At 72.4% G+C, this 12,630-nt stretch carries 11 protein-coding genes; 7 read left to right on the top strand and 4 right to left on the bottom strand.

Going from position 1 to position 12,630, the window contains the following annotated elements:
- Positions 1-84: 84 nt before the first annotated feature.
- Positions 85-360 (top strand): hypothetical protein, encoded by a 276-nt coding sequence (locus RCO28_RS19585; protein ID WP_308942446.1) that lies wholly within the window; start codon positions 85-87, stop codon positions 358-360.
- Here RCO28_RS19585 and RCO28_RS19590 read toward each other — a convergent pair.
- Positions 336-1,025 carry an HAD family hydrolase gene (locus RCO28_RS19590; RefSeq protein ID WP_308942447.1) on the bottom strand — a complete coding sequence of 230 codons (690 nt, stop codon included), beginning with the start codon at positions 1,023-1,025 and terminating at the stop codon, positions 336-338. The genes RCO28_RS19585 and RCO28_RS19590 overlap by 25 nt on opposite strands.
- Positions 1,026-1,117: 92 nt before the next feature.
- Here RCO28_RS19590 and RCO28_RS19595 point away from each other — a divergent pair, with 92 nt between their 5' ends.
- The 4 genes from RCO28_RS19595 to RCO28_RS19610 all read left to right on the top strand — a co-directional run bounded on the left by RCO28_RS19595 (position 1,118) and on the right by RCO28_RS19610 (position 5,297).
- Complete coding sequence (locus RCO28_RS19595) at positions 1,118-2,146, top strand: iron ABC transporter permease (protein WP_308942448.1); 1,029 nt, start codon at positions 1,118-1,120, stop codon at positions 2,144-2,146.
- A 62-nt stretch (positions 2,147-2,208) separates the two neighbouring features.
- Positions 2,209-3,264: an iron chelate uptake ABC transporter family permease subunit gene (locus RCO28_RS19600; RefSeq protein WP_308942627.1), complete on the top strand. Its 1,056-nt coding sequence runs from the start codon at positions 2,209-2,211 to the stop codon at positions 3,262-3,264.
- Positions 3,265-3,266: 2 nt separating this feature from the next.
- A complete protein-coding gene (locus RCO28_RS19605; protein ID WP_308942449.1) occupies positions 3,267-4,088 on the top strand; it encodes an ABC transporter ATP-binding protein in 822 nt (273 codons plus the stop codon).
- Positions 4,089-4,343: 255 nt separating this feature from the next.
- Positions 4,344-5,297 carry an iron-siderophore ABC transporter substrate-binding protein gene (locus RCO28_RS19610; RefSeq protein WP_308942450.1) on the top strand — a complete coding sequence of 318 codons (954 nt, stop codon included), beginning with the start codon at positions 4,344-4,346 and terminating at the stop codon, positions 5,295-5,297.
- A gap of 9 nt (positions 5,298-5,306) precedes the next feature.
- Here RCO28_RS19610 and RCO28_RS19615 read toward each other — a convergent pair whose 3' ends face one another.
- A complete protein-coding gene (locus RCO28_RS19615) occupies positions 5,307-6,494 on the bottom strand; it encodes a hypothetical protein (RefSeq protein ID WP_308942451.1) in 1,188 nt (395 codons plus the stop codon).
- A gap of 133 nt (positions 6,495-6,627) precedes the next feature.
- On the opposite strand from RCO28_RS19615, the gene RCO28_RS19620 reads away from it, so the two are divergent.
- Both RCO28_RS19620 and RCO28_RS19625 read left to right on the top strand, forming a co-directional pair.
- Complete coding sequence (locus RCO28_RS19620) at positions 6,628-9,189, top strand: helicase C-terminal domain-containing protein (RefSeq protein WP_308942452.1); 2,562 nt, start codon at positions 6,628-6,630, stop codon at positions 9,187-9,189.
- 132 nt (positions 9,190-9,321) lie between these two features.
- The gene (locus RCO28_RS19625; protein ID WP_308942453.1) at positions 9,322-10,965 is read left to right on the top strand and encodes a DNA repair helicase XPB; all 1,644 of its coding nucleotides are present in this window, start codon (positions 9,322-9,324) and stop codon (positions 10,963-10,965) included.
- 57 nt (positions 10,966-11,022) lie between these two features.
- Here the strand turns inward: RCO28_RS19625 and RCO28_RS19630 are convergent, their stop codons facing one another.
- Both RCO28_RS19630 and RCO28_RS19635 read right to left on the bottom strand, forming a co-directional pair.
- Complete coding sequence (locus tag RCO28_RS19630) at positions 11,023-12,288, bottom strand: glycosyltransferase 87 family protein (protein ID WP_374991199.1); 1,266 nt, start codon at positions 12,286-12,288, stop codon at positions 11,023-11,025.
- 111 nt (positions 12,289-12,399) lie between these two features.
- A complete protein-coding gene (locus RCO28_RS19635; protein ID WP_308942454.1) occupies positions 12,400-12,588 on the bottom strand; it encodes a hypothetical protein in 189 nt (62 codons plus the stop codon).
- Positions 12,589-12,630: the final 42 nt, after the last annotated feature.

Here is a 12,630-nt window from a genome sequence, read left to right on the forward strand (position 1 = left end):
AGGCTAATGGTCCAGTGGCAGGTGACAAGACTGCTTTCTCGGTCTCGGTCCGGCTCTCCTCGCGCAGGGAACTACCCTGGCCGGGTGAGTGACACACCTTCTGGCACGCCTTCTGGCACACCTTCTGGCACACCGTCCGGCGCGGGTGACCGGCTGGTCCGGCTCGGCGCGATCGTCTTCTTCGTCGGGGCCGTGGCCACCCTGGTCACGGTGGCCCCGCTGTTCCTGGGCACGGAGCCGTTCCCCTCCGTGGCGTACGCCGTGTGCATGCTGATGGGCGTGGGCTTCGTGATCGCCGCGGCCGGGGTGCTGCGGACCATCGCCGTGCAGCGGCGTCAGGCCCGCTCGGCGGCCCGGTAGGACGCCAGCCACTGAGGGAAGTCCGTGAGGTCGCCGAGTACGACGTCGGCGCCCGCGGTGCGCAGTTCGTCCGGTGCGCACGGCCCGGTCGGCACGGCCACGGAGAGCGCGTCGGCGCTGCGGGCTCCGCGTACGTCCCCGATGTGGTCGCCCACGTACACCGTGGCGCCGTGTTCGCGCAGCGCCTCCGCCTTGGCCTCCGCCCACAGCCAGCCGATCACCGCGTCCGCCTCGATGCCGAGGTGGGCGAGGTGCAGCTTGGCGTTGGGCTCGTGCTTGGCGGTGACGACGATCGCGCGGCCGCCCTGTGCCCGGACGGCGGCGATGGCCTCGCGGGCGCCGGGCATCGCGAGGGTCGGGGCGATGGCGTGTGTGGGGTAGATCTCACGGTAGCGGTCGGCCATCTCCGGTATCCGCTCCTCGGGGAACCAGTACGCGAGCTCCTCGTCGAGGGGCGGCCCGAGCCGGGTGATGGCCAGGTCGGCGTCGATGAACGTGCCCGTCTCCGCGGAAAGTGCCTGGTAGGCGGCCTTGATGCCGGGGCGCGAGTCGATCAGGGTCATGTCGAGGTCGAAGCCCACGGTGAGCGGGGATACGGGGGCCACGGGGAGCGGGGATCCGGGGTACTGGGACTCGGGGTGCTGGTGCGATGCCATGTCGGCCATTGTGCCGATCCTGGCCGGAACCCTGCCCCTTACACTTAGCCAAGCCTAATCTCACTCCTTGTCTCAGTCCTTCTCCGTCCTCAAAGGGTCATATGGCCGCCGCCCCTCCCGCCGCCGCGCGCAGCAAGCCGGTGGCCCGACGTATCGCCCTGACCGGTGCGGCAGTTGTGGCCCTCGCGGTCGCCGTGCTGCTCTCACTCGCCGTCGGCGCCCGCGCCATCGCCCCCACCGCCGTACTCGACGCGCTGCTGCACGGCGGCCAGAGCGACGCCGCCCAGGTCGTCCGCGAACTGCGCGTCCCGCGCACGCTGATCGGCCTGATGGTCGGCGCGGCCCTCGCCCTCGCCGGTACCGCGCTGCAGGGCATCACCCGCAACCCGATCGGCGACCCCAGCCTCCTCGGCATCAGCCAGGGCGCGTCCGTGGCGGTCGTCCTCGCCATCGCCTTCGCCGGGGTGCACGAGCTGACCGGGTACGTGTGGTTCGCCTTCGTCGGCGCCGGGCTCGCCTCCGTCGCGGTGTACGCCATCGCCGCGCGCGGACGCGGCGGCGCCACCCCGGTGAAGCTGGCGCTCGGCGGCGCAGCGATCAACGCGCTGCTCGTCTCCGTCACCATGGCCGTCCTCACCACGAAGGCCGCCGCGCTCGACGAGTTCCGCTTCTGGCAGGTCGGCTCGGTGGCCGGACGGGACGCCGAAGTGGTCGCGCAGACCTGGCCGTTCCTGCTCGTCGGCGTGGTCCTCGTGGTGTCCGTGGCCCGCGGCCTGGACGCGCTCGCGCTCGGCGAGGACGTGGCGAAGGGCCTCGGCCAGAACGTGGCGACGGTCCGTGTCGTCGGCGGGCTCGGCGCGACCGTACTGACCGGCGTCGGGGTCGCCGCCGCCGGACCGATCGCGTTCATCGGCCTCGCGGTGCCGCACATCGCCCGCGCGATCGTCGGCAGCGACCACCGCTGGGTGCTGCCGATGGCCGCGCTGATCGGCCCGGTCATGCTGCTCGTCTCCGACACCGTCGGCCGCGTCATCTTCCCGCCGAGCGAGGTCCCGGCGGGCGTGATGACGGCCCTGATCGGAGTGCCGTTCCTGGTGACGCTGGTACGGCGGAAGGCGGTGGCGGCGTGAAGTCCCGTACTCCTGCTATCTCTACCGCTGGGGGCGGCGGTTCCGGCGCTGCGCCCACCCCTCTGCGCCCTGTACGCCAACGCCCAGCGGGATACGCCGTACTCCGCGCCGGGCAGGCCTCGTTCCTCGTACACCGCCGATCCGTATGGGTCGCAGGGATCCTCACCCTGCTCCTCGCCGCGGCCACCCTCGCCTACCTCTGCGTAGGAGAAAGCTTCGTATCCCCCGCCGAAGCCCTGAAGGTCGTCCTCGGGCAGCCCTCGCCCGACGAGCTGGTGGTCGGGACGCTGCGGCTGCCGCGGATGGTCGTCGGCCTGCTCGTCGGGGCCGCGTTCGGCGTCGCGGGTGCGCTGATCCAGACCGTTGCGCGCAACCCGCTCGCCAGCCCCGACATCATCGGCATCAGCCAGGGCGCGAGCGCGCTCACCGTGGGCGCGCTCACCTTCGGCGTCACCTCGTACGCCGTGCTGCCGTACGTGTCGATCGCGGGCGGGGTCGCGGCGGCCGCGCTCGTGTACGTCTTCGCCTGGCGCGGCGGGCTGCAGGCCACCCGGTTCGTGCTGATCGGCATCGGCTTCGCGATCGCGCTGCGGTCCGTCACCACGCTGTTCATGACGAAGGGCGACTACCTCGTCGCGCAGCAGGCGCAGATCTGGATGACCGGCTCCCTCAACGGCCGCTCCTGGCCCGAGGCGGCGCTGCTCGGCTCCACGCTGCTGATCCTGCTGCCCGCGATCGCCTGGGCGGCCCGCGCGCAGCGCACCGTCAGCATGGACGACGACACGGCGACCGCGCTCGGCGTGCGGCTCGGGCGCGTCCGGCTCGGGCTCGTACTGCTCGGGGTGGTGCTCGCGTCCGTGGCCACCGGGACGGCCGGTCCGGTCGACTTCGTGGCGCTGCTCGCCCCGCAGATCGCCCGCCGGATGACGCGGACCGCGCAGATCCCGCTGGTGTCCAGCGCGTTGACCGGCGCGGTGATCGTGGTCCTCGCGGACCTGCTGGCGCGCCGCCTCTTCTCGCCGACCGAGCTGCCCGTGGGTGTGCTGACGGCGGCGGTGGGTGCGCCGTATCTGATCTGGCTGATCGTCCGTAGCCGTACCGTCGGAGGGAAGGCGTAGTCGTGACCCGGCTCCAGAACCGGCTCCAGAACCGGCTCCAAGCGCGCGAGTTGACGCTCGCCTACGAGGACCGCACCGTCGTGGACGGCCTCGACCTGGACATACCCGACGGCCAGGTGACGGTGATCGTCGGGCCGAACGCCTGCGGCAAGTCGACGACGCTGCGTGCGCTCGGGCGGCTGCTCAAGCCCAGGGCCGGCTCGGTGCTGCTCGACGGCACGGCGCTCGCGAAGCTGCCGACGAAGCGGATCGCCCAGCAGATCGGGCTGCTGCCGCAGTCACCGGTCGCGCCCGAGGCGATCACCGTCGCGGACCTCGTGGCGCGCGGCCGGCAGCCGCACCAGCACTGGTGGCAGCAGTGGTCCGACGAGGACGAGCGGGCGGTCACGGAGGCGATGGAACGTACGGACGTCGCCGAGCTGGCGGAGCGGTCCGTGGACGAGCTGTCGGGTGGTCAGCGGCAGCGGGTGTGGATCGCGATGGCCCTCGCGCAGGAGACGTCGCTGCTGCTGCTCGACGAGCCGACGACGTTTCTGGATATTTCCCACCAGGTGGAAGTGCTGGATCTGGTACGGCAGTTGAACCATGACCGGGGGCGGACGGTGGTCGTCGTCCTGCACGACCTGAACCAGGCGGCTCGGTACGCGGATCATCTTGTGGCGATGCGGGCGGGGGAGGTGGTGGCCTCCGGGGCACCTGCCGAGGTCGTGACGGCGGATCTCGTACGTGAGGTGTTCGGGCTGGACTGTGTGGTCGTCCCGGACCCCGTGACCGGGTCGCCGCTGGTGGTGCCGGGTGCGCCGTGGCGGGCCGCCGTCGATTGATCCCCTCCCCGCCCCTTCCCGAAAGTCCTGCGGACAGCCACGGGGGCCAGCCCCCGGACCCCCGCTCCTCAATCGCCGGAGGGGCTGGTTTTTAGGGGCGCGGGGAACTGCGCGACCAGCCACGACGGCGCGGCAGCCGAACGACGAAGCCGACGGCAGTCTTTCGGGAAGGGGCGGGGAGGGGAACCAGCCCGCCGCAGGCGCCCACCCACCCGCACCGAACCCACAACACCGACACCCACGAAGGGGCACCCCATGAGATCCCGCACCCTCACAGCCACCGCGACCGCAGCCCTCGCTCTCGCCCTCTCCGCCTGCGGTTCCGGAGACGCCAAGGACTCGACCGGTGACAGCAGCGGCACGCGTACCGTCAAGACCGCCATGGGCGACGTGAAGGTGCCGGACGCGCCGAAGCGGGTCGTCGTGCTCGACACCGCCGAGCTGGACTCCGCGATCACCCTCGGCGTGAAGCCGGTCGGCGCCACGCACGCCGACGTCGAGTCGGGCTTCCTCAACTACCTGCCGAAGGACGAGGTCAAGGGCATCAAGGACGTCGGCGCGATGATGACGCCGAACGTCGAGGCCATCGCCGAGCTGAAGCCCGACCTGATCCTCACCAGCAAGATCCGGCACGAGAAGCTCTACCCGCAGCTCAGCGAGATCGCCCCGACCGTCATGACGGAGAACACCGGCTACCCCTGGAAGGAGAACTTCCAGGTGCACGCCGACGCGCTCGGCAAGAAGGACGAGGCGAAGAAGGTCGTAGCGGAGTACGACCAGCACGCCTCCGACGTGACGAAGGCGCTCGGCGGCGACGCCAAGGCCGAGGCCACCGAGGTCAACGTGGTCCGCTTCGTCGAGGGCGCCGACATCCGCATCTACGGCAAGCAGAACTACATCGCGACGATCCTGAAGGACGTGGGCCTCGGCCGCCCCGCCGTCGCGGACAAGGCCAAGGACGGCTTCTCGTACGACGTGAGCCCCGAGAAGATCGACGCCGCCGACGCCGACGTCATCTTCCACTCCACGTACGGCGACCCGAAGAAGGCCAAGGAGACCCAGACGACGGGCGGCTCCCTGTGGAAGGGCATGAAGGCCGTCAAGGACGACAAGGTCTTCGCGGTCGACGACCAGCTGTGGATCCAGGGCATCGGCTACACCGCCGCGAACAAGATCCTCGACGAGCTGCAGGCCGACCTCACCAAGTAACTCCCCGCGCTACTCCGGCCGTTGCCTCTGCGACCTCCACACCAGGAACAGCGCGGAGGCGACGGCCGCGAGGCGCACCACCCACGGCCAGGTCTGCGCGAGGGCGTCCACCGTCGCGCCCTGCGGCACGTCCTCGCCCCACTGCCGGTCGAACCGCCCCCACAGCCACACCACTCCCGCCGCCGCGGCGAACCCCGGGATGCCGAGCACCGCGAACTTGGCCTCGCGCTGCGTGAGGCGGCGCGAGGTGTACGCGACGGCCCAACCGACGCCGAGCGCGATCCAGTTGCCGAGCACGGCGCCGACGAGGAGCGACGCGGCGGCGAGCAGCAGCAGCGGATTGCTGAGGCTCGGCGTACCGCGGGCGGCACGGGCGCGCCGCAGGAACGGCAGCCGGCGCCCGCCGCTCGGCTCGTCCTCGGGCTCCTCCTCGTCGCCGCTCTCGTGCTCCGCATCCTCGTCCGCGCCGTCCTCGTCCTCCTTCTCGGGGCGCGGCGGCCGCAGTATCTCGGGGATCTCCACGCCGCCCACGAAACCCGGTACGGAGTCGGAGAAGCCCTGCGGCCCGTTCTCGATGCGCCACCAGTCGGGCGTGGAACCGCTCGGCCCCATCTCGTCCTCGCCCGCCAGATGCGGCGGCGTACTCACCGTCGGCGGTGGCTCGGCGGGCGGTGCGGGGTCCTTCGTCAGGCGCGCGCGGAGCGTGTTGCGGCGTCGGGGCGCACGCTCCCGCTGCTCGTCGGCGCGCTGCTCGGGCACGAACAGGGAGGGCTTCTTCCGCTCCGAGGCAGGCTTCGGTTCCGGCGCAGGCTTCCTCGGTTCCGGCGCAGGCTTCCTCGGTTCCGGCGCAGGGGCGGGCTTCGAGACCGGCTCGGGCCCAGGCGTGGGAGCGGACGCAGGCGCGCGCTTCGCCGGTACGTCGCCGGGGCCGCCCTCGGCGTCCTGGTCCCGCGACGGCCCCGCCGCCCTGCTCACGACCTCCTCCGGCGTACCGAGGCTGCCCAGGATGCGGCGGACTCCGGCCGGGCTGTCGCCGGGGGTCTTGCCGCCGGAGACGGTGGCCCGGCGGCGGTCGATATCGGCGCGCAGATCGGCGACCAGGCGCATCCGGGTCTTCGACGGCAACTGCCGCTGCTGGGCGAGGTCGCCGACCCTGCTCAGGTAGTCGAAGACGAGCTGATCGCTCTCGATCGCCACGAGATCCCCCTGCGTACTGGGCTTTGTCCCTTCCGGTAAGTCCCTTCCGGGGCGCGCGCGTTGTGGTGTCAGGCCACCCGACCGTACCGCGCGGGGCACCGCTGTGTCGGTCGCACCTACTACCGTGTGAAGGATGACGACCCAGAGCACGGCCGGCGCAGCGGCTCCCCGCACGCTCGCCGAAGAGCTGCGGCAGCGCGACGACGCGTCGCTCGCCACCCTGCTGCGAGCCCGCCCCGACCTGCTGTCCCCCGTGCCGAACGACCTGACGCAGCTGGCCACGCGCGCGGGCACGAGAGCGTCGGTGGTGCGCGCGCTCGGCCGGCTCGACACCTTCGCGCTGCAGGCCGCCGAGGCTCTGGCGATCGCCCCGGAGCCCGCCACGTACGAGACGCTGCGCGCCCTGCTCGCCGGGGACGACGGGGACGAGCTGGTGGACCGCACGCTGCCCGGCACGGTCGGGACGCTGCGCGACCAGGCCCTGGTGTGGGGCGGGGACGAGCGGCTCCGCCTGGTGCGCACGGTCCGCGAGCTGCTCGCGCCGTCGGCGCAGCACCCGTCGCCGACGGGGCTCGGGCCGACGGTCGCCGAGTCCACGTCGGGCATGTCGCCGGGCCGCCTGCAGCAGCTCCTGGAGGCGGCGGGCCTGACGTCGACGCACGACCCGGTGTCGGCGGTCTCGGCCCTGACGGACCTCATCACGGACCGTACGCGGATGTCCGCCCTGCTCGACGAGGCCCCGGTCGACGCCCTGGACGTCCTCGGCCGGCTCACCTGGGGCCCGCCGTACGGACAGGTCACGGCGGAGCCGGCGGCGCATCTGCGCTGGCTCCTCGACCGCGGCCTGCTCGTGCCGACCTCGCCCGGCACGGTCGTCCTGCCCCGCGAGGTCGCCCTGCACCTGCGCGGCGGCCGCGCGCACCGCACGACGCACCCGCTGCCGCCCGAGGTCGCGGCGGCGGCGGAGCACCGGCCGCGGGTGGTGGACGCGACGGCGGCCGGGCAGGCGCTGGCGGCGGTAGCGACGGTCGAGGAGCTGCTGAAGGAGTGGCACGAGGGCGGGCCCGCGGCGCTGCGCGCGGGCGGCCTGAGCGTGCGCGACCTGAAGCGCACGGCGGTCGGGCTGGACGTCCCGGAGCCGACGGCCGCGTTCTGGGTCGAACTCGCTTACGCCACAGGCCTGTTGGCGTCGGACGGCGGCTGGGAGGGTTCGTCGTACGACGAGGACCCGGCGTCCCGCCGCACGGAGGAGCGGTACGCGGCGACGCCCGCGTACGACGACTGGCTGGAGCTCCCCGCCGCCGAGCGCTGGGCCCGCCTCGCCGTCGCGTGGCTGTCGGCGACGCGCACGCCGGGTCTGGTCGGCGGCCGCGACGGCAAGGACCGGGTGCTCTCGGCGCTCGGCCCGCACCTGGACCGCTCGGCGGCGCCCGAGGTGCGGCGCCACGTACTCGACCTGCTCGCCGAGCTGCCGGAGGGCGCCGCGGCCGCCCCTGAGTCGGTCCTGGCCCGGCTGCGCTGGGAGCGCCCGCTGCGGATCGGCGCGGCCTCGGACCCGGGCAGCGACGACCTGCGCACGCGCCTGGCCCGCTGGACGCTCGACGAGGCGGAGCTCCTGGGCGTGACGGGCCGCGGGGCACTGTCGGCGACGGGGCGAGCGCTGCTGACGGATTCCGTACGCACGGAGGCACGGGAGGCCCACGGACCGGTCACGCACGGCACCGCCCAGGCAGACCGGGCGGAGACCGCCCTCGAAGGCGCCCTCGCCGAACTCCTCTCCCCCCTCCTCCCCGAACCCCTCGACCACGTCCTCCTCCAGGCCGACCTGACGGCCGTCGCGCCCGGCCCCCTGGAGCGGCCGCTCGCGGAGACCCTCGGGGTGCTCGCGGACGTGGAGTCGAAGGGCGGGGCGACGGTCTACCGCTTCACGCCCGGCTCGGTCCGCCGCGCCCTGGACGCGGGGCGCACGGCCACGGACCTGCACACGTTCCTGGAGACCCACTCGCGTACGCCGGTGCCGCAGCCGCTCTCGTATCTGATCGACGATGTGGCGCGCAGGCACGGCCACTTGAGGATCGGCGCGGCCTCGGCGTACGTCCGCTGCGACGACGACTCGGTGCTCGGCGAGATCCTCGCCGACAAGCGCGCCGCCGCCCTGCGCCTGCGCCGCCTCGCGCCGACGGTCCTGGCCGCGCAGGCCGACCCGGCGGCGCTGCTCGATGGCCTGCGGTCGATGGGCTTCGCCCCGTCCGCCGAGACGCCGGAGGGCGACGTCCTGATCGCCCGCGCCCACGCCCACCGCACCCCGCCCCGCACGGCGCCCGCCCCGGTCCCTGAGGGCCCGCCTCTGCCGGACGACACGCTGCTCGGCGCCGCGGTCCGCGCGATCCGCGCCGGCGACATGGCGTCGACGGCCCCGAAGCGCCAGGCCCCGGACGCCGCCGCCCGCCCGGCCCCCGGCGGACTCCCCCGCACCACATCGGCCGAGACCCTCGCCACGATGCAGGCCGCGGTGATGACGGGCGAGACGCTGTGGATCGGCTACGTCAACGCGGAGGGCACGGCCAGCCAGCGCGTCATCGCCCCGGTCCGCGTGGAGGGCGGCTTCGTCACGGCCTACGACCACACGGCGGACGAGGTCCGCACGTATCCGCTGCATCGGGTGACGGGGGTGGCGGAGCTGGCCGAGGAGTGAGTTCGGCCCGAGGCCGTGGTTGATGCCGTGGTTGAGGCCTGCGCCACACCGCCCTCCCCGTTGATGCGGCACACTGGACGTTTGGCCTCTCTCGTACGGACGGGCCTGCAGTAGACCGGAAAGGGTGCGCGCGTGAACGGTCCCCTCATCGTCCAGTCGGACAAGACCCTCCTGCTTGAGGTCGATCACGAGCTGGCCGACGCCTGTCGTCGGGCCATCGCCCCGTTCGCCGAGCTGGAGCGGGCGCCCGAGCACATCCACACCTACCGCCTGACGCCGCTCGGGCTGTGGAACGCGCGGGCGGCCGGGCACGATGCGGAGCAGGTCGTCGACGCGCTCGTCGAGTACAGCCGGTACCCGGTGCCGCACGCGCTGCTCGTCGACATCGCCGAGACGATGGACCGGTACGGACGCCTCACCCTCAGCAAGCACCCCGCGCACGGCCTTGTCCTGACCAGCACCGACCGGCCCGTCCTGGAGGAGATCCTGCGGTCGAAGCGGATCACGCCGCTCGTCGGCGCGCGCATCGACCCGGACACCGTCGTCGTGCACCCCTCCGAGCGCGGCCAGATCAAGCAGACGCTGCTGAAGCTGGGCTGGCCGGCCGAGGACCTCGCCGGGTACGTGGACGGCGAGGCGCACGCCATCGACCTCGCCGAGGACGGCTGGGCGCTGCGCCCCTACCAGACCCAGGCCGTGGAGAACTTCTGGCACGGCGGGTCAGGGGTGGTCGTACTGCCCTGCGGCGCGGGCAAGACGCTCGTCGGCGCGGGCGCCATGGCGCAGGCCAGTGCGACCACGCTGATCCTCGTCACGAACACCGTCTCCGCCCGGCAGTGGAAGCACGAGCTGGTGAAGCGGACCTCGCTGACCGAGGAGGAGATCGGCGAGTACTCCGGTACGAAGAAGGAGATCCGGCCGGTCACCATCGCCACGTACCAGGTCCTGACGACGAAGCGGAAGGGCGTCTACCCGCACCTGGAGCTCTTCGACTCCCGCGACTGGGGCCTGATCGTCTACGACGAGGTGCATCTGCTGCCCGCACCCGTCTTCAAGTTCACCGCCGACCTCCAGGCCCGGCGGCGGCTCGGCCTCACCGCGACCCTGGTGCGGGAGGACGGGCGGGAGTCCGACGTCTTCTCACTGATCGGCCCGAAGCGGTTCGACGCTCCGTGGAAGGAGATCGAGGCGCAGGGGTACATCGCGCCCGCCGACTGCGTGGAGGTGCGGGTCAACCTCACGGAGTCGGAGCGGCTCGCGTACGCCACCGCCGAGGCCGAGGAGAAGTACCGCTTCTGCGCCACCACCGCCACGAAGCGGAAGGTGACGGAGGCGCTGGTGCGCAAGCACCAGGGTGAGCAGACCCTCGTCATCGGGCAGTACATCGACCAGCTCGACGAGCTCGGCGAGCACCTCGACGCCCCCGTCATCAAGGGCGAGACCACGAACGCGGTGCGCGAGAAGCTGTTCGACCAGTTCCGGGAGGGCGAGATCTCCGTCCTCGTCGTGTCCAAGGTCGCGAACTTCTCCATCGACCTGCCCGAGGCGACCGTCGCGATCCAGGTGTCCGGCACGTTCGGCTCACGCCAGGAGGAGGCGCAGCGGCTCGGCCGGGTTCTGCGGCCGAAGGCCGACGGTCACGAGGCCCGCTTCTACTCCGTCGTGGCCCGCGACACGATCGACCAGGACTTCGCGGCGCATCGGCAGCGGTTTCTGGCGGAGCAGGGGTATGCGTACCGGATCGCGGACGCGGGGGATTTCCTCGCGGGTGCCTAGGCCGTCCGGTTGCGTTCCGTTGACCCGGTGTCCGTCGATCGCCCTTCGGGCTCGTCCTCAAACTCCCCCAGCCTTCGGCCGGGAGGTGCCCCCAGACGGGCTGGAATTGCGGGCGTGGTCCCGATCTGCAGGACGAGCTGGATTCGGCAGCCCAGGATGCGTCCGTTGGCTCGGCAACGTGACCCGGCGCCTCCGCGTCCGTACCCCCACGTACGCGAGGACCGCGAGCCCCAGCAGCGGGTACGGGGACGCGAGGGGCTGCTGCCACCACGGGTAGTGCAGGTCCAGGTCGCCGTCGTGGGGCAGGATCCAGTGGGTGCGGGCCGTGAACAGGGCAACCACGAATGCCGCCAGGCAGAGGCGGCGTTCGGCGAGCAGCAGGGCGGCGAGCGGGACGCACCAGACCCAGTGGTGGGACCAGCTGATCGGTGAGATCAGCAGGGCCGTGAACGCGGCGGTGAGCAGGCCCCACTGCGGGTGCCCGGCCCGGTGGGCGCGGCGGGCGAGCCACAGGCCGAGCAGGGCGACGGCCACGGCGGGCACCGCCCACAGCAGGCCCGGCTCCTCGGTGTGCAGGACGCGGGCGACGAGCCCTTGCAGGGACTGGTTGTCGACGATCCACGCCTTGCCGACGCGGCTCGTCTCGAACATCCGCCGGGTCCAGAAGTCGACGCTCGCACCGGGCAGGACGAGCACGCCGAGCAGCACCGTGCCGATGAACGAGGCGATCGCGGTGACGGCCGTCCGGATGCGGCCGGTGATCAGCAGATAGACGACGAAGAAGCCGGGCGTGAGCTTGATGCCCGCCGCGATGCCGAGCGCGAAGCCCTTGCCGACGGCGCCCTCGGGGCGGCTGAGGTCCCACAGGACGAGGCAGGCGAGGGCGAGGTTGATCTGCCCGAACAGCAGGGTCTGGAAGACCGGTTCGAGCCAGATGCCGAGGGCGGTCGCCGCCAGCGGCAGCCACGGGCGGGCCCGGATCCCGGCGAACCTGAACGACAGGTGCACGAGGAGCGCGAGGAGCGCGACGTTCCCGGCGATGAAGGCGACCTTGAGCAGCGGTATGGGCAGCCAGGTCGTCGGGACGAAGAGGATCGCGGCGAACGGCGGGTAGGTCGCGGGGAGGTGCCACTCGGTGACCGTGAACCCGTAGAGGTCGGTGCCGCCGACTACGGCCGCGCCCTCCGCCCGGTACACGAGGGTGTCGGCCATCGGGATGCGCAGGGTCACGCAGAGCGTGGTGAGCGCGGCGAGGGAGACAAGCAGCAGCACGACCGAGGCGATGACGCGGGGTGAGCGCGGGGTCACAGTCCGGTGAATCACGGCGCGACCCTACCTGTCAGTTACGGCATCTTTACATCGGGGCGATCAACGGCACCGTACGACCGGATGGCGGCGAGGTTCAAGAGCCGTATCGGACAGGCGAGTTGGGGTTCACGGTCTGTGGGTGCCGGATTCCTGCCCGTACTCGCCGAGGACCGTGACGTGGAGCGTGGTGCTCGCGAAGACCTTGGCGGCGCGCAGGGCGTTGCCTACGGGGTGGCTGTGGCGGGTGCCGGTCGCGGCGGTGGCGCCGCGGATCGGGGGCCTGCTGGGTGCTGGGGTGAGGGGTGTGCTGCTCATACCTCCATTGTCCGGCTTGGGGCGTTTACTCCAGCTAAGGGT

This window comes from Streptomyces sp. LHD-70, assembly GCF_031157275.1.
Taxonomy (GTDB): Bacteria; Actinomycetota; Actinomycetes; order Streptomycetales; family Streptomycetaceae; genus Streptomyces.

Bases quoted from the DNA above. Each gene is read 5' to 3' on its own strand.
- RCO28_RS19635 (WP_308942454.1), bottom strand. From the start codon at position 12,588: ATGAGCAGCACACCCCTCACCCCAGCACCCAGCAGGCCCCCGATCCGC.
- RCO28_RS19590 (WP_308942447.1), bottom strand. From the start codon at position 1,025: ATGGCCGACATGGCATCGCACCAGCACCCCGAGTCCCAGTACCCCGGA.
- RCO28_RS19610 (WP_308942450.1), top strand. From the start codon at position 4,344: ATGAGATCCCGCACCCTCACAGCCACCGCGACCGCAGCCCTCGCTCTC.
- RCO28_RS19595 (WP_308942448.1), top strand. From the start codon at position 1,118: ATGGCCGCCGCCCCTCCCGCCGCCGCGCGCAGCAAGCCGGTGGCCCGA.
- RCO28_RS19620 (WP_308942452.1), top strand. From the start codon at position 6,628: ATGACGACCCAGAGCACGGCCGGCGCAGCGGCTCCCCGCACGCTCGCC.